The 17,755-nt window shown below is 41.3% G+C and carries 15 protein-coding genes; 5 read left to right on the top strand and 10 right to left on the bottom strand.

The window, feature by feature from the left end; translation table 11 throughout:
• Position 1: 1 nt before the first annotated feature.
• The 4 genes from ACNS8M_RS11220 to ACNS8M_RS11205 form a co-directional block, all read right to left on the bottom strand.
• The gene (locus ACNS8M_RS11220) at positions 2-838 is read right to left on the bottom strand and encodes a capsular polysaccharide synthesis protein (RefSeq protein WP_419224810.1); all 837 of its coding nucleotides are present in this window, start codon (positions 836-838) and stop codon (positions 2-4) included.
• 215 nt (positions 839-1,053) lie between these two features.
• Positions 1,054-1,272 carry a hypothetical protein gene (locus ACNS8M_RS11215; protein ID WP_034686420.1) on the bottom strand — a complete coding sequence of 73 codons (219 nt, stop codon included), beginning with the start codon at positions 1,270-1,272 and terminating at the stop codon, positions 1,054-1,056.
• Positions 1,273-1,387: 115 nt separating this feature from the next.
• Positions 1,388-3,172: an aspartate--tRNA ligase gene (gene aspS / locus ACNS8M_RS11210; RefSeq protein WP_168542376.1), complete on the bottom strand. Its 1,785-nt coding sequence runs from the start codon at positions 3,170-3,172 to the stop codon at positions 1,388-1,390.
• 203 nt (positions 3,173-3,375) lie between these two features.
• Positions 3,376-4,131 (bottom strand): DUF4184 family protein, encoded by a 756-nt coding sequence (locus ACNS8M_RS11205; RefSeq protein ID WP_168542374.1) that lies wholly within the window; start codon positions 4,129-4,131, stop codon positions 3,376-3,378.
• A 142-nt stretch (positions 4,132-4,273) separates the two neighbouring features.
• On the opposite strand from ACNS8M_RS11205, the gene znuD reads away from it, so the two are divergent.
• Positions 4,274-6,424, top strand: a complete 2,151-nt coding sequence (znuD, locus tag ACNS8M_RS11200) for a zinc piracy TonB-dependent receptor ZnuD (RefSeq protein WP_168542372.1) — start codon at positions 4,274-4,276, stop codon at positions 6,422-6,424.
• A gap of 105 nt (positions 6,425-6,529) precedes the next feature.
• A complete protein-coding gene (locus tag ACNS8M_RS11195; RefSeq protein ID WP_168542370.1) occupies positions 6,530-7,993 on the top strand; it encodes a phospholipase D family protein in 1,464 nt (487 codons plus the stop codon).
• A 91-nt stretch (positions 7,994-8,084) separates the two neighbouring features.
• Here the strand turns inward: ACNS8M_RS11195 and ACNS8M_RS11190 are convergent, their stop codons facing one another.
• Positions 8,085-8,537 carry a hypothetical protein gene (locus ACNS8M_RS11190; protein WP_168397761.1) on the bottom strand — a complete coding sequence of 151 codons (453 nt, stop codon included), beginning with the start codon at positions 8,535-8,537 and terminating at the stop codon, positions 8,085-8,087.
• Between the two features lie 178 nt (positions 8,538-8,715).
• On the opposite strand from ACNS8M_RS11190, the gene ACNS8M_RS11185 reads away from it, so the two are divergent.
• Positions 8,716-9,195, top strand: coding sequence for an RcnB family protein (locus ACNS8M_RS11185; RefSeq protein ID WP_168542368.1), 480 nt, complete (start codon positions 8,716-8,718; stop codon positions 9,193-9,195).
• Positions 9,196-9,338: 143 nt separating this feature from the next.
• Here ACNS8M_RS11185 and ACNS8M_RS11180 read toward each other — a convergent pair whose 3' ends face one another.
• The 4 genes from ACNS8M_RS11180 to ACNS8M_RS11165 form a co-directional block, all read right to left on the bottom strand.
• Positions 9,339-9,836: a phosphate-starvation-inducible protein PsiE gene (locus ACNS8M_RS11180; RefSeq protein WP_168418561.1), complete on the bottom strand. Its 498-nt coding sequence runs from the start codon at positions 9,834-9,836 to the stop codon at positions 9,339-9,341.
• 142 nt (positions 9,837-9,978) lie between these two features.
• Complete coding sequence (locus tag ACNS8M_RS11175) at positions 9,979-11,760, bottom strand: acyl-CoA dehydrogenase C-terminal domain-containing protein (RefSeq protein WP_168542366.1); 1,782 nt, start codon at positions 11,758-11,760, stop codon at positions 9,979-9,981.
• 203 nt (positions 11,761-11,963) lie between these two features.
• Positions 11,964-13,766, bottom strand: a complete 1,803-nt coding sequence (locus ACNS8M_RS11170) for an acyl-CoA dehydrogenase C-terminal domain-containing protein (protein ID WP_168418591.1) — start codon at positions 13,764-13,766, stop codon at positions 11,964-11,966.
• A gap of 335 nt (positions 13,767-14,101) precedes the next feature.
• Positions 14,102-14,725 (bottom strand): hypothetical protein, encoded by a 624-nt coding sequence (locus ACNS8M_RS11165; RefSeq protein WP_168542364.1) that lies wholly within the window; start codon positions 14,723-14,725, stop codon positions 14,102-14,104.
• 136 nt (positions 14,726-14,861) lie between these two features.
• On the opposite strand from ACNS8M_RS11165, the gene baeS reads away from it, so the two are divergent.
• Both baeS and ACNS8M_RS11155 read left to right on the top strand, forming a co-directional pair.
• Positions 14,862-16,514, top strand: a complete 1,653-nt coding sequence (gene baeS / locus ACNS8M_RS11160; RefSeq protein ID WP_168542362.1) for a sensor histidine kinase efflux regulator BaeS — start codon at positions 14,862-14,864, stop codon at positions 16,512-16,514.
• 20 nt (positions 16,515-16,534) lie between these two features.
• Positions 16,535-17,221, top strand: a complete 687-nt coding sequence (locus tag ACNS8M_RS11155) for a response regulator (RefSeq protein ID WP_168542360.1) — start codon at positions 16,535-16,537, stop codon at positions 17,219-17,221.
• Positions 17,222-17,328: 107 nt separating this feature from the next.
• Here ACNS8M_RS11155 and ACNS8M_RS11150 read toward each other — a convergent pair whose 3' ends face one another.
• On the bottom strand, positions 17,329-17,715 hold the full coding sequence (locus tag ACNS8M_RS11150) for an MmcQ/YjbR family DNA-binding protein (RefSeq protein WP_168542358.1): 387 nt from the start codon (positions 17,713-17,715) through the stop codon (positions 17,329-17,331).
• Positions 17,716-17,755 lie beyond the last annotated feature (40 nt).

Below are 17,755 nucleotides of genomic sequence, written 5' to 3'. Positions count from 1 at the left end.
GTTATTTATTTAATATATATTTCTCGTAATATGTGCTGTTGATACTCTGTGATAGGGTATCAACTCTATGAGAAAGCTTATAAATTTTTATACTGTCTTGTTCTAATCGATAATTATTTGTAGGCGTGATAGGTTCGAAAAGTATTTCTGCAAGTAAGAAGATGTTATCGGCCTCAGGAGCGTTATTATCGACTTGTTGTTTAAATGTGAGATTGTTTAAATAATTGAGTTTTATTAAATAATCAATTAAAAAATAGTCAATTAAATAATCATTGTTTTCCCAATAGTTTAAAAAACATTGAAAAATGATTTTTGGCGTTGAGTCACCAGGACTAAATTTTATAAAATTACCAGACCATTTTCCCTCTGGAATCCACTGTTTAAATGTAGAATGATTACTAGAAAGGGTAAAGAAATCATTCATTAACATTTGTTTAGGTACTTTGTTTAGAATTAAATAGGTAGCATCTATCCATGTGCCACCATGTTTAGCTAATAATGCAAATCTTAAAATATCTGAAAAATGAGTTGGAGTGATAATTTTCTTATTGAGCTTATCAATAATAAAATTAGGAATATCTACATATTTTTTATAATTATTAATATCTATTAGGCATACATTGCTATTGTATTGCTTTATAGAATTAATACATGTTTTGACAAGTGGAGGGGCACTTTCTATACCTTGGAGCCAACATACCCAGACTATATCTGAAGATGAGTTTGTAGACTGATTTATAGCGTCTACAAATAGGTATCCATTCTGTTCATATAAATATTGAAGTAACGACTTTTGATAGTATTTTTGAGCGGCTTTGTTGCATAAATATGTAAGCATCTGATTTAAATAAATTTAATTTTGGATAAAAAAATAATCAAAACTTTTAAAATCATATAGTTATGAAATCTTTGTGCAACAAAGCCTTTTTGAGCTGATTTTTCTAAAGAATTTAACCCAAGTTTCTTAAATAATTTGGGGGCTTTTTTAATTAGTCTTAAATAAGTCAAGTTCAAGGGGAACACCAATATTTTGAATGAGTAGGCTAATTTAAATTATTGTTTATCCGCATTCCCCGCCAACACCATATAAATCAGCCCCACAAAAATCACAAACGCACCACCAATACTACTTAAGCTAAAGTATAAAATACGGTCATTGGTGTCTAAGGCAAACAGGTTATTAGCCAGAATATAACGCATGAATAACCATTGAGCGACAGCAAATACAATTAGCATAATGCCACGATTACGAACTGCAGGACGCATAGCCATAGTAACGCTCAACTCAAAATTCAAAACGAAGCGCTATTATGCCACTAGCTTGGCTTTATCTCAATTCATAAAAAAACCCTGCAAATTTGCAGGGTTCTTCTCACATCCTCAAAACTTATTCTTGAGATTCTGCTTTTGGTTTTTCACGTAAACGAATACCCAAATCACGCAATTGAGTCGCTTCAACTGGTGCAGGTGCTTGAGTCAATGGACATTCAGCTGTCTTGGTTTTCGGGAAGGCAATTACATCACGAATAGACGATGCACCTGTCATCAACATCACCAAACGGTCTAAACCAAATGCCAAACCACCGTGCGGAGGCGCACCGTATTTCAACGCATTCAGTAAGAAGCTGAATTTCTCTTCGGCTTCTTCTTCTTCAATACCTAAAGCTTCAAAAATCGCTTTTTGCATTTCTAAAGTATAAATACGCAGTGAACCACCACCAATTTCAGTACCGTTCAAGACCATGTCATAGGCAACAGATAATGCTTCACCTGGATTGCTTTTCACATCTTCAACGCTTGATTTTGGCAAGGTGAATGGATGATGCACAGAGGTCCATTTACCCTCATCTGTTTCTTCAAACATTGGGAAGTCAACTACCCAAAGCGGTGCCCATTCGCAGGTTGCAAGGTTCAAATCGTGACCAATTTTCACACGAAGTGCACCCATCGCATCGTTTACCACTTTGGCTTTATCTGCACCAAAGAATACGATGTCGCCATTTTCAGCGCCTACACGTTTTAATAGATCAAGCACGATTGGCTCAATAAATTTCACGATTGGAGATTGTAAGCCTTCAATACCTTTTTCAAGTTCATTGACTTTAATGTAAGCCAAACCTTTTGCACCGTAGATGCCAACATATTTGGTGTATTCATCAATCGCGCTACGTGGTAATGAACCCGCGCCAGGTACACGAAGCGCAACAATACGACCTTTAGGGTCTTTCGCAGGGCCTGCAAATACTTTGAACTCAACGTCTTGCATCAAGTCAGCAACGTCTACCAGTTTTAGTGGAATACGTAAGTCTGGTTTGTCAGATGCATAATCACGCATTGCTTCTGAATATGGCATACGTTGGAATTTGTCGAATTTCACGCCCAGAAGTTCATCGAACATCTTCACGGTCATGCCTTCCATCAAATCCATAATGTCATCGTCACTCATGAACGATGTTTCAATGTCGATTTGAGTAAATTCAGGCTGACGGTCTGCACGCAAGTCTTCATCACGGAAACATTTTGCGATTTGGTAATAACGGTCAATACCACCCACCATCAACAATTGTTTAAATAATTGTGGCGATTGTGGCAGTGCATAGAAGCTACCGTTAGATACACGGCTTGGCACTAAATAGTCACGTGCGCCTTCTGGGGTAGCACGTGTCAAAATTGGCGTTTCAACATCCAAGAAACCATGGTCGTCTAAATAGTTACGAATTAGGTTGGTGACTTTAGAACGGAAACGTAAGCGATCTAACATTTCTGGACGACGGATGTCCAAGAAACGGTATTTCAAACGAATTTCTTCTGAAATGTTGGTATTTTCGTCGTTCAATGGGAACGGAGGCGTTTCAGATGCTGCAAGAACTTCAATTTCCTTGCCTAAAACTTCAATTTGTCCACTGACCATATTGGCATTTTCTGTGCCTGCATAGCGACGACGTACACGACCTGTAATTTTTAATACAAATTCTGAACGTGCTTTGTCTGCAGTTGCAAATGCTTCTGGAGTGTCTGGGTCGATCACGACTTGCACAAGACCATCACGGTCACGCATATCTAGGAAGATCACACCACCGTGGTCACGACGACGGTGCACCCAGCCACATAGGGTAACAGTTTGATCAATTTGAGCTTCGGTTAAAGAACCGCAATAATGAGTTCGCATCATAGCGTTAAAAATCCAACTATATGGGTTAAGGAAGCGAATACGTAAACAGCGCACCGCCTTTAGCAAAGGTAGGATTATGCCTCTTTGGGCATGTGGCTACAAGAACCTGCTGTAAAAACAGTGGGTTTTTACAAGGAATGTGTCTGAAATAGGATAATGCAGCCAGATTCAGGATAAAGTGATGAGCTTCGACTTTATTTTATCTACCCTTGCCGATCCAAAAACAAAAATAACAGACAACCTAAACTGAACATGAGTAATGCCCCTTGGCTAAACTCATTGATGGCACGCCCTGTAAAGTAATACAGTTCCTCCTGCCAAAGTGCATCGGGAATATGCCGTGCATAATCCCAAAGCGAGAAACAGCCCAAAGCGAAAGATAGTGTAATAAGACCAACTGCATAGCCCAGAACTTTGATGCTTACAGGTTTGATTTGCCGATGCTTCTTATAATAATGCAGGCTCATCCACAATAAAAAAGGTAGGGCCAAAATAGAGCTACCAATTTGCAAGATGCGGTGCATCGGGTAAGTCTGAGTACCCCATTGCACCGATTGTGCTAAAAAATCCTGAAAGGCAAAACTGCGAAAGTCGTGATGGGTTAAACCATCCCAAATTAAATGTGTGGCATTCCCCAGTAATAAGCTGAAGATAATCACCAAAACAAAGCCCAATACGGATGTTGCATGATTCAAATTTAGCGGGTGGTGTATTCCCACAAAGCGATACAACGCAGGGCGATATACCAGATACCAAAGTGCACAGAACATAAGGCCCAAGAATAAGTTTGGATAAAACAAGGCTGACCATAAATGTGGCGTTGGGTCTTGGCGTAGGGTAAACAGGCGATGTAAATCTGGCAGCATACAGCCAATTGCAAGTGCAGCAATGGGTAGCCGTTGTCCTGAGAGTTTAGCTAGCGGAGGCGCAAGTACAGCATGAGATAAGGTAAAGGGCATACCAATAAAAAGAAGAATAAACGTCAGCAGAATTGAAGGCGTAGCTTAACTGAAAATACAGAATGAGAATGTTTTTTATTGCAATACTATTGAAATGTTATATTATAACAACAATTGTTTTTTGCTACTTTGAGCATGGGTCATGGCGTTCCATAAGAATTTAATAACAGTTTCAATTTTTGCAGTACTTAGTCCAGCAGCATTTGCCAATACAGATGCTACAAATACACAATTGGAAACGATTCAGCTACAAGCACATCCTTTGGTACAAACTGCGGCAGATTTCGCTGTAGCAGATCATGTGATTGATCAGAAAACGTTGGCAGAGCGCGGCACCACTATAGGTGATGCAATGGCAGATGAGCTAGGTGTTTATTCTAACCAATATGGTTCAGGTTCTAGCCGACCTGTCATTCGTGGACAAGATGGTCCACGTGTTAAAGTGCTGCAACATGCTTCAGAAACGGCAGATGTTTCTACACTTTCACCTGACCATGCGGTAACGGTAGATCCAATTTTGGCCAAGCAAGTTGAAATTATTCGTGGGCCATCAACTTTACTTTATGGTGCGGGTACCGTAGGTGGTTTGGTCAATGTCACTGACCAAAAAATTCCAACGCAAATGCCAAATAATGGTTTAGAAGGACAAGTCGGTCTGCGTTATAACACAGGCAGTGATGAAAAACTGGCCAGCGCAGGTGTGACCGCAGCAATTGGTGATCAGTTTGCGCTGCGTATAGAAGGTTCTAAGCGTAAGGCTAATGATTACATTACCCCAAACTATTGGGTAGAACATCATAATGATGAAGCAGGACATGACGACCATGATCACGGACATAATGATCCAGGTCATGATCATGATGATGAAGGCACACATTTAGATAAAGCACGTCGTGTAGAGAATACCTTTGCTGAAGGGCAAACGGTGAATATTGGTGGCTCATGGATTCATGATCGTGGTTTTGTGGGCGTGTCATATAGTAATCGTCAGGATAAATATGGGTTGCCAGGGCATAGCCATGAATATCATGGTTGTGGACCAGATCATGACAATCGAAATACGATTAAATGTCTTCCTCATGAGGGAGACGACGATGAACATGCGCATGGCGGTCCATGGGTTGATCTAGAATCACACCGTTATGATTTACGTACCGAGCTTGATCAGCCTTTTGCAGGTTTTGATAAACTACGTGCGCATGCCAGTTTTACAGATTATGAACATGATGAACTGGAAGAAAATAAAGTTATCAGTAACTTTAAAAGCAAAGGCTATGATGCACGTTTAGAGTTGGTGCATCAACCTATTGCGGGTTGGGAAGGTGTGTTTGGTACCCAGTATAGCCAGCAAAAAATTGATTTGACCGGACAGAAAGAAAAACATGGCGATCATTTTCATGAAAGCGTACCTATGCCAGATACGAAAACGCAAAAATATAGTTTGTTCGGTTTAGAGCATAAACAATTTGGCGATGTGCATGTTGAACTCGGCGCACGGGTTGAACATCAAAAAATTGATGTCGATGCGAAGCAAAAAGATTATTCAGATACGGGCGTATCTGCTTCTGCAGCAGCCAACTGGCAGTTTGCACCGAACTATAAACTATCCTTTACAGGCTCACACCAACAGCGTTTACCGTTGGCACAAGAGCTTTATGCAAATGGCATCCACTTTGCAACAAACACTTATGAGCGTGGCAATGCAAATTTAGATGTGGAAAAATCGAATAATTTAGAACTTGGTTTGCACTATGAAGCTGACAAACTGGATTATTCGTTGCATGTCTATCATAACTGGTTTGATAACTATATTTATGGTGCAACCACCGACCATATAGAAACTTTCCGTTTAATTGATTATCAACAAGACAAAGCCAAGTTTTATGGTACAGAAGCTAAGCTAGGGTATCAGATTAGCCCTGATTATAAACTTAGTGTGTTTGGTGATTATGTTCGTGGCGAAATAGATAACCAAAATGCACCACGTGTACCTGCAGGCCGTTTGGGAACTAAACTAGATGCTAACTTTGCCGATGGTTGGTCGGGTATGGCGGAATACTATCGTGTATTTAAGCAAGACAAAATTGCAGCGTATGAACAAGAAACAGAAGGCTATAACATGGTCAATGTTGGCGTAGCTTATGCAGGAAACTATGCCAATAAACAAGATTACCGTGTGTATTTTAAAGCCAACAACTTGTTAGATGATGAAGTCTATTCACATGCATCTTTCTTGTCACATATTCCACAAGTGGGACGTAACTTTACTGTGGGCGTTGAATTTGGTTTCTAAAATTCAATTTGGGCTTTATAGGATGTCTGTGTGAAAACACAGAAATCCTCTTGAAAATCCAAACAATAAAACCTAGTCTGAGCGCATCGGACTAGGTTTTTTGTTATGCGTATTTTTCAGCGAATTCACCAAAAATTGAATTGGTCGCCTCGGGCTTATTTGGGACTGGTTTTAGGTTTACTGGCTTTGGGTTATTTGTCCTCGGCTATTTACCACAGTCTTAAACCGTTACCAGATGGTCTGAATTATACCGGAAAATTACGCCATGCACCTGTCAAATTTATTGCTGATCAGACCTATATTGATGCGCAAGGTGTTCAGCAGCAGCAACACCAAATTTTTAAGGAGATTTTAGGTTTAATTGATGCTGCGCAAACCACCATTGTGTTGGATATGTTTTTGTTTAATGCAGAGGTGGGGACGTCTAAACAACAGCATCAACCACTGACACAGCAATTGACCGAAGCTTTAATTCATAAACGTCAGATGCAGCCAAATATTGAAATTAAGGTCATTACAGACCCAATTAACTCAGTATATGGCGGTATTGCACCTGAGCATTATCGTCAATTACGTCAAGCAGGCATTGATGTGATTGAAACCGATTTAACGCCTTTACGGGCATCGAATCCATTGTGGTCAGGTTTTTGGTATCTCTGCTGTCAGGGTATTCCAAATAATGCAGAAAAAGGTTGGCTGCCAAGTCCTTTCGGGCAAGATAAAATTACCCTGCGCAGTTATTTCAGCCTGTTTAATTTTAAAGCCAACCATCGTAAAACCATTGTGGTCGATACCACCGAAGGTTGGAAAGCGTTGGTGACCTCATTGAATCCGCATGATGGTAGTTCGCGTCATTCTAATATTGCCTTAGTGGTCACAGGCAATACAGCGGTTGATATTTTGCAGACAGAACAAGCTGTAGCACGTATGTCACAAGGCAATGTGTCTGGGGTGATTGTGGGTGAGTTTGAGGCAGATCATTCTTACCCTCAAGTGCAGGTTTTAACGGAACAGGCAATTTGGGATGCTAGTTTAGCAATGATTGAAAATGCTAAGGAGCAAGAGCATCTTGATTTGGCGATGTTTTATTTGTCAGAACGTAAAGTGATTCAGGCTTTAATTGCTGCACAACAACGTGGTGTACAGGTACGGGTGCTGTTAGACCCGAATAAAGATGCCTTTGGTCGTGAAAAAAATGGTATTCCAAACCGACAAGTAGCATCCGAACTGAATGCGGCAGGGGTGAGCGTGCGTTGGTGTAATACGCAAGGCGAGCAATGTCATAATAAAATGATGATCAAATCTAATGCCACACAGGCAGAATTGACACTAGGTTCTGCAAATTTCACCGCACGTAATTTTAAAAATTATAATTTAGAAACCAATTTGCGTGTGGTTGGACAGGTACAAGCCCCTGTATTTCAGGATGCACAACATTATTTTAATACCGCATGGTCAAACCTTGAGGGTAAAAATATGAGTGTGGATTATGCTATGTATGCCGATGAGTCGAAGTGGAAATATGTGGTTTATCGCTTTATGGAGTGGAGTGGTTTATCGACATTCTGACTTTAAACTTTTTCAGTCAGATGTAATATTCCTAGAAAAATCCCTCTTGTTTAAAGAGGGATTTTTAGAAAACAACAATGAAGCTCTAAAATTATTTTTCAGGATTTGGCGGCACCATTTCATCCAAATCTTTATCACTCAGCTGATCTAACTCAGAAATATCAGTCTTGATTTTCCACTGTGCTTCATCATCAACAGGATTCGGCAAACGGGCTTCTAGCCAGTCACAGACCACATCTGGGCTAAATTCTGGATGGTTGCATTGAATCACCCATGATAAAAAATCTTTAGCATCACCATTCATATATGGCGGTGGAGATACAGGCAAGAATTGGGTCGGTAAACGCTCATCTCTGGAAATATAATTCAGGACATGCCCCAATTCTTGTACAGTTTGCCATGCCAGTGGGTGTTCTACATCTATTTGAAATTTAAACCACCATGCATGCTGACCGTCTGAACCATAAGAATCCACACGGGCTTGCTGCACACTTGGAACTTTACAGAAAAACTGATGAAGGCGGTCAAAATTTAATTCAGGCACGAGGTTTCATCCAATTTCAAAAAAAATGTATCTTAGCATAATGTGAAAATGAAACAGGTATGCTGCAGCTTTGTTTCTGTAAGAGCGGAGTTGGAATGAATAAAATTGCTGTTTTTTTATTCATTGTTTATCCTTAATTTGAGGTTAAAATCAAAAGATAACCAGAGGAGTGTTGGATATGAAGGTAGCAATTTTAACTGCATTGAGTGGCATGCTACTTATGGGTACTACGCTGCCAGCATTTGCAGAAACGAATCGTTGGGCAGGTTATACAGGTGTCGATACTCAGCGTTATCATCATCATCCTTATACTTCGCAGCATCATCCTGCATATCCACAACATCGACCATATTATTCACAGCATCCTCAACCGCAGTACTATCCACGACATTACCCGCAGCATCACCCACGTTCTGCACCGCAGTGGGGGCAGCCAACTATTCGGAGTGGTATTAATATTCAATACAATGCACCAAGTACGGTGCAATATAACCACCAAAGCTATAGTTGGGTGAATGGTGAACCGAGCACTGCTCATATTGAAAGTTCGACTTATCGGGTTGTGACCAATTGGCAGCATTTAGGCTTGCCTGCACCGCCACGTGGTATGTATTGGGTTTTTGAGCACGGCCGTTATGTTTTGGTGGAAAATCGTTAGATCATCTTAAGTGTTCAAGAAAAGCATTTGAGCCAAACATATCATTAGGTGAATCTTCAAAAAAAAGCGCGTCATGGTTTATCCTGACGCGCTTTTTTATAGCAGAAGTTTGAGTGGCTTTGAGTGAATTAAGCAATTTCAGTTTAGGCCAGCTCATCATCTTCTGGGCGTGGTGTCTTGCCCTGTGGTAATGGTTTTTCACTGTGTTTATCTCGAATCACCGATGGATAATTCCACGAAGCAAAACGCACCACCAGAATTGCAAAGGCTAGAATTAGAATTGAACCCGTAATAATCACCAAGTCCATATCTGCCTTATGATCATGTTGAATATCGGAAATCAGCAGTCGGGTTAGGGCGGTAATGGCAATATAAATCAGAAAGCGTACTGGCATGTGATTGGTTTTAAAGTAAATTCCAACCATGGCACCAAGTTCTAAATAAATGAAAAGCAGTAAAATATCATCAATCGTGGCATATTGTTTGACGGTTAGAATATCGATCACGGTATGACCAGCAGACCAGATCACCATACAGCCAATGATGAACAGGGCAATATAGTGAAAACTTTCAACGGCTAGATTGCCAAGTCGGTCGAGGAGGGTTTCTATTTTTTCTACTTTGGAATGTTGTGCTTTCATTTGCTCCTCCTGATGATGTTGATGAATGATAAAAACTCATGCAAAAACTGTGCACAACTACAGGAAAAGCTGCGTAAACATAGTAAAAATAAGAGGTATAAAAAACGCCTGACAATGCAGGCGTTTTTTAGAGACAATCGAGTTAAGCTTGATTAGTGAAGTAATCTTCGCTGAAGTTCATAATCACTTCTGCACCCGCTTTTACTTTGGTAATGCGTAATGCAAGTTCTGGTAAAACACGTTGTACAAAGTAGAGTGCCAATGACAATTTGTTTTGATAGAACTCGCCATCTTTTTGCTTAGCGGCATTGGCAATGCGCGCGAACATATAAGCAAAGCTGAGCAAACCTACTGCATGCAAATAATCTACTGCTGCAGCATTCGGGAAGTCTACATTTTCTTTGGCCGCATTAAGAATGTATTGAGTAACTGATTCAACCTCAGTCGCTGCATCCAAAGTTGCATCTTTAATGAAGTTCAGGTCTGCGTCTAAACCATTGGCAAAATCACGGATTTCTGCAATGTATTCTGCAATAAATTCACCATTGCATTTAATGGTTTTACGACCAATCAAGTCTTGTGATTGTACGCCGTTGGTGCCTTCATAAATTTGGGCAATACGTAAATCACGTACACATTGCTCCATGCCCCATTCGCGGATATAACCATGGCCACCGAAGCACATTTGAGCATCTAAAGTCGCTTGGAATGCGGTATCGGTTAAATAGGCTTTTGCAATTGGTGTGAGCAGGGCAACACGGTTATTGGCTTTCTGCACCGCTTCTGCATCGGTAGAGAATTTAGTGATATCGAGCTGTTGACCTACATAAACCGCAAATGCACGAGATGCTTCGTTATTGGCACGCGCATTTAATAGCATACGACGTACATCACCATGCACCAAAATGCTGTCAGCTGCTTTGTTCGGTGACTTAACGCCTGATGCACTGCGACCCTGAATACGGTCAGTCGCATATTGTGCAGCATTTTGATAGGCAAACTCAGATGCGCCTAAGCCTTGAATACCCATAGACAGACGTTCGTAGTTCATCATGACGAACATGGCTGCTAAGCCTTCATTTTCTTTACCCACTAAGTAGCCTTTGGCACCATCAAAGTTCATCACACAAGTTGCAGAGGCTTTGATCCCCATTTTGTGTTCAATTGAACCTGGGCCAACTGGGTTGCGTTCACCTAATGAACCATCTTCATTGACCAAGAATTTCGGTACGATGAATAAAGAAATACCACGTGAACCTGCAGGAGCATCTGGTGTTTTAGCCAAAACCAAGTGAATGATGTTTTCTGCAAGGTCGTGGTCACCACCTGTAATAAAGATTTTGGTACCAGTGATGTTGTAAGTACCATCTGCATTTGGTTCAGCTTTGGTTTTAATAATACCCAAGTCAGTCCCTGCATGTGGCTCAGTTAAACACATGGTACCTGACCACTCACCTGAGTAAATTTTAGGTAAATAGGTTTCTTTTTGCTCTTGTGATGCATAGCTGTTTAAAGCCATACCTGCGCCTACAGACAGCAATGGATACAACATAAATGATGGGTTAGTAGCAAATAGCATTTCATCTGACAAAACAGTCAGCATTTTTGGCATGCCCTGACCGCCCCATTCTTCATCTGCGCCCAAACCAATCCAACCGCCTTCGGCATATTGTTTAAATGCTTCTTTAAAGCCAGCAGGGGTAGTCACTTCACCATTGTTGTACGTTGCGCCTTCTTCATCACCACTACGGTTAATAGGCAGGGTCACGTTTTGGGCAAACTTTGCCATTTCTTCCAAAATTGCTTCGGCCGTTGCAGCATCTAGGTGAGCTAAATTTTCATTGTTTTGCCAGAATTGTTCTGCATTAAAAACATCATTTAAGATGAATTTCATATCGGCAAGAGGAGCATTATAAATTGGCATGTGGTTTCACCTGTTTATTGTTTGAATCTTGATTCGCTGAGTTCAGTGTAATCTACAATTATGAATGTTGTAGGTGGCTCAAACGAAAGAATGCTTTATTTATAAAGAAAAAGGACTGCCAATGCTATGACCGTCCTTTCTCAATTTCTGTACTCAAGAGTACAACATTTTGAATATCTAGTTAAATATTCTCAATATTTAGCTTAGAAAGCAAAGTGTTCAGCATCTAATGCAAGTAAAGGCTCTACACCTGTTGCAATCACATCAACGTGTGAACGAACACGTGGCAAGATTTTTTTGAAGTAGAAACGTGCTGTAGTTACTTTAGCATTGTAGAAGTCTACATCGGTTGTACCTGCAGCTAGTGCTTCTTGTGCAACCAAAGCCATACGAGCCCATAGGTAAGCAAGCGTTACATAACCAGAGAAGTAGAGGTAGTCTACTGCCGCAGCACCAACTTCTTCAGGGTTTTGCATTGCACGCATACCAAGTTGCATGGTCAAGTCGCCCCATTCTTTGTTAAGTGCCGCAAGCGGTTCAACAAATTCTTGCATCGCAGCGTTGTCTTTGTTGGCTTCTGCAAATTTGTGAATAATTTTGGTGAAGTCTTTCAACATTGCACCTTGTGTACCCAATACTTTACGGCCTAACAAGTCAATAGACTGGATTTCAGTTGTACCTTCGTACAAGCAAGAAATACGTGTGTCACGCACAATTTGTTCCATGCCATGCTCAGAAATGAAGCCATGACCACCAAAGACTTGAACACCGTGTTTTGCAGATTCAGAACCTGTTTCAGTTAAGAATGCTTTTGCAATTGGAGTCAGTAAAGACAAGATGTTGTCAGAGAATTTACGCTCTTCTTCAGTTGCACCTTGTTCAACGATGTCTGCATGTTGTGCAAGCAAGTACACCAACGCACGACCACCTTCAGCATACGCTTTTTGAGTTAAAAGCATGTTGCGTACAGCTGGATGCACAATAATTGGGTCTGCTTCTTTTTCAGGTGCTTTCGGGCCAGAAAGTGAACGCATTGCCAAACGGTCTTTGGCATAAGTTAATGCACCTTGGAAAGAACCTTCAGATGCTGCAAGACCTTGTACCGCTGTACCAATACGTGCAGTGTTCATGAACGTGAACATACAGTTTAGACCACGGTTTTCAGGGCCAATCAAGAAACCTTTAGCGTTATCAAAGTTGATGACGCAAGTTGCGTTGCCATGAATACCCATTTTGTGTTCGATTGAGCCACAACGTACACCATTACGCTCGCCTACAGAACCATCTGCATTGAGGTTGAACTTAGGTACGATGAACAAAGAAATACCTTTAGTACCTTTAGGTGCGCCTGGTAAGCGTGCCAATACGATGTGTACGATATTCTCTGCCATGTCGTGTTCGCCAGCAGAGATAAAGATTTTCTCGCCAGAGATTGCATAGCTACCGTCTGCTTGTGGCTCAGCTTTGGTACGGATAATACCCAAGTCAGAACCTGCGTGAGATTCGGTTAAGCACATGGTGCCCGTCCACTCACCCGATACTAATTTTGGCAAATAAGCATCTTTTTGTTCTTGTGAACCGTGGTGTTCTAAGGTACGTACCGCACCATGAGAAAGACCAGGGTACATGCCCCATGACCAGTTCGCTGTACCCACCATTTCTGAAATGGTAATACCTAAAGAGTTTGGTAAGCCTTGACCGCCGTATTGTTCTTCTGCAGAAAGCGAAGGGAAGCCCAGTTCGATATATTTTTGATACGCTTCTTTAAAGCCTGTTGGTGTGGTCACCACGCCATCATTCCAAGTACAACCTTCACGGTCGCCCACTTGGTTCAATGGAGATAATTCATTTTCACAGAAATCTGCTGCAGCTTCCAAATATTGGTCAACCAATTCACGGCTTACGTTTTCTTGGAATGCAGGTAATTTTGCATAGTGTTCTTCAGCATTTAATAATTCATGCAAAACGAATTGCATATCACGTAAAGGCGCTTTGTATTGTGGCATATCGGTTTCCTCAATACTGGTTTGACCAGCGTTATATTTTAAATGGATTTCAAAGCATGCCTTCTCAGACATGACCTGTTGGAATGGTTGTAATCGTGCAACATCTTCTGATTCGGTACAAGCATCTAAATAGCATTTCTTAGTGACTGCAAAGTCAAAGATTTTTATCTTGAAATGGCTAAGTTGTTTGAGTGTAAACAGTTTTACTGAGTTTGAAATGACACAAATAGTCAAAAAGCGTAAAGAGACATGTCTGAGTGCAGTGGATAAAAAGATCAATAAAAAGGCGCTCAATGAGCGCCTTTAAAACAGTGTGAATTGACTGGTACGATTGCTTAACGTGATGCAGATTGCTTGATTTTTAAAGGTTGAATAGGCTGATTTGGCTGAAAACGTACTAAACATTGACCATTGAGTTGTTGGTCGCCTAGTTTAACCTGAACTTTTTGACCATGGGTTTTACCTTCACAAGCTGTGCGCATTGCTTGTTGATGAGCTTGACGCTGTGCCAATCGTTGATCGTACTGTTTGGTCATTTCAGCACGTTGTGCATCGGTCAGTACTTCACCACGTTGCGGGCGCTGCATATTGGCATGCATAGCTTGATGCTGTTTCATCATATATTGACGTTGTTGTTTAAACGATTGACGGTCTGGCTGAAAGCGCATAGTACAGGTGCCCGAAACTGTTTTTTCGCTGAGTTTGAGTTGCAGCTTTGTACCTGCTGCCTTATTGTCACATGCTTGTTGCATCTGGCTACGGAAAGCACGGTGTTCTGCGCGCTTCGCACGATACTGTTCACGTTGTTCTGGGCTAAAACGTGAGTCGGCTACAGCATGATGCTTCATCATACGTGTCTGTTGTCGATCCGTTAAGTCATTGCTGGTTTGACAAGCCGTTAAAGCACCCATCCCCAAAACACTCGCCCCAAGTAACGCGATTTTTGTCATCTGTTTCATCTTACATCTCCTTAACTGGAATCCGACTTTGCTTAAGTTAAGATTAAATAATAAAGATGAAGAAACAATGGAGAGTTTTTTGAAGCGCTGTTGGTTACAATGCTCAAAATTAAGAAAAAATTCTGAGACTGTTCTATTGAAAATTCGCCGCATTCCCATCGCCTTACGCCTGTTTTTAACAGTGCTACTGACGACCTTGCTAATCACCACGGTTAGTTTGGGGGTATTGCATGTCAATATGCAGCGTAACTTCAGTAAATACGTGGCCGACGTAGAAATGCAGAAGCTGGATTTGGTCATCCAAAACTTGGCAGAAGTGTATGCGGTGTACCATGACTGGGGCAATGCCATTCAGGCGCAAATTTTACAAATAGAAGGCGAAGCCGCACCCGATGATTATGACCGTTTATCGCGTTGGTGGTTGCGTCGTCAGTATGATATTGCCTTGCAGCAGCGCTATTTTCAGGAACATAGCTTAGCCAATGTAAATCCGAGTGTGGTTGAGCCGGACCCAATGAAGCGTCAAGCCAATGCAGAAGAGTTACGTTGGTTAGAGCTAAATTTACCTTCGCAGTTTCAGCCTTTTGAGGGGTTAGTATTTCCTTTAAGCGCCAATCAAAATGCATTCCGTTCAGATCGTAAAAACGAAGGGCAGAACAATACAACAGACGCTTCGGGTAAAAAACAGTTTATTTCGATGCCTGACCGTTTGGGGTTGAGTTCACGTTTATCTTTATATGATGCGCAGCGTCAGTTTGTTGTGGGTGAGCCTGCGGAAACTCAGATTTCCTATCGTCCAATTATGGTCGGTGAAAAAATCGTGGGCTATTTGGGGTTAAAACCTGTGCTTGAGCAGGAAGATGCGTTAAGCATTAACTTCTTTAGTAAGCAAACTCGTTATTTATTATTGGTTTATGCCTTAAGTATTTTGGCCAGTTTGATTGCTGCCTTACTGTTGGCGACCTATTTTAAAAAGCCAATTCAGCGTTTATTAAATGGCACACGCGAATTGACCAAAGGCCATTATCAGCATCAGGTCACGGTCAATCGTAATGATGAGTTGGGTGATTTATCGACAGAACTGAACCATTTGGCGGTGATTTTAGATCAACATGAAAACTCACGCCGTCAGTGGGTGGCAGATACTTCGCATGAATTGAAAACCCCATTGGCGGTGTTGCAGGCACAAATTGAAGCCATGCAAGATGGTATCCGCAAAGCCACGCCAGAGCATTTGGCAGCCATGATGCATCAGGTCAATAGTCTGAAAAAACTGACGCAGGATTTGTCTGACTTGGCTCAAGCTGAAGCCATGCAATTGAAGTGCTATTTTGCAAGCATAGACCCTTGGCAAGTGATTGAACAGGAAATTGAAAGCTTCAAGCCGAAATTTGAGCAGGCGCAATTGGACTTGATCGTGTCTGGTGAAGGCACGCAATTACAATTAGATATAGACCGTTTTAAACAAATTATGCTCAACTTATTGAGTAACAGTATTCGCTATACCGAAGCAGGTGGGCAGGTGCATATTCACACCAGTCAAAGCGCAACCGAGTGGACCGTGTATGTAGACGACAGCCCGTTTGGCCTAAGTGATGAACAACTGGCCCGTTTGGGTGAACGTTTTTATCGTGCCGATGATTCACGCACTCGGGCGACAGGTGGTACAGGTTTAGGTTTGGCCTTATCGGTCAAAATTGCCAAAGCATTGGGCGGAGAGTTAAGTTTTGCTCATTCACCGTTGGGTGGTTTACGCTGCAAATTAAGTTTTCCAAAAATCAAATCTTAATGGACTTTAAGGAATCGTGCATGAAACATATCTTACTGGTTGAAGATGAAATTGAACTGGCCCAATTGGTGCGAGATTATTTAGAAGCTGCTGGTTTTGAAGTCAGTATGTTTCATGATGGGCAAGAAGCTTATGACAGCTTTTTGCAGCGTAAACCAAGCCTGATGATTTTGGATTTGATGGTACCACGCATGGACGGCCTGACCATTTGCCGAAAAGTACGTGAACAGTCCGATGTGCCAATTATTATGGTTACCGCTCGAACAGAAGAAATAGATCGGGTGCTGGGTTTAAACATGGGGGCAGATGATTATGTTTGTAAGCCTTTTAGCCCAAAAGAATTGGTCGCGCGCGTGCAGGCGGTTTTGCGTCGCTTAGAACGCAAAGTTGGGCCTGAAAGCAATGATTTATTCCGCATGGATAAAGCGCAGCAGCGTATTTGGTATCAGCAAAAAACCTTGAATTTGACCCCGACAGAATTCCGCTTATTGGAACTGTTTTTAGAGCATGTGGGGCAGGTGTATTCAAGAGCGCAATTGCTAGATCATATTAACCCTGACAGTTTTGAAGTGGCTGACCGTGTGATTGATAGCCACATTAAAAACTTACGCCGTAAAATTTCTGACGCAGCAGAAACAGGTAATCGGCATGAATGGATTCAAGCAGTGTATGGCGTGGGCTATCGTTTTGAGTATCCAGAAGAATAAGTTTAAAAATTCAATAAGCGAATCTTGGAAGATTCGCTTTTGTTTTTCTTAGTTAGATATTATGTTGAAAAAGTGCAGAGCAAATAGCTTTTAAATGTTTTATTGACTCAAGTTGCGCTACGCAAAAGCTCAATCCGTTGTCTTTCTACTTTCTTTAATTTTGCGACCACCAGTTCATAAGAATTTAAAACCAAATCTTGTACCAGTTGTGCATTTAAGTCCTCATCTGCAAAAATTGAAATCCAGTGCTGTTTGTTCATGTGCCAACCTGCACGGATATAGGGATAAAAATCACGTAACATGGCGCCATGTTCAGGCTGAACTTTTAGATTGATTATGGCATGACCATTTAAATACAGACTCAGCATAAACACTTTATCAAATACCTTATGCACCAAACAGCCATCGCCAAAAGGTTCGCTCAAGCTCACTTCTGGTAATTTTTCTGCGGCATTGGCTGCAAGTTGATGCAGTGATTTCTGTGTTTGTGCCATTCATCTTCGCCTTAAAAGTTTATCCTGTGGATAACCACAT

It is taken from the genome of Acinetobacter sp. A2 (genome assembly GCF_048537555.1).
In the GTDB taxonomy this organism is placed as follows: domain Bacteria; phylum Pseudomonadota; class Gammaproteobacteria; order Pseudomonadales; family Moraxellaceae; genus Acinetobacter.
This window is presented reverse-complemented; position numbering and strand designations above follow the sequence as displayed.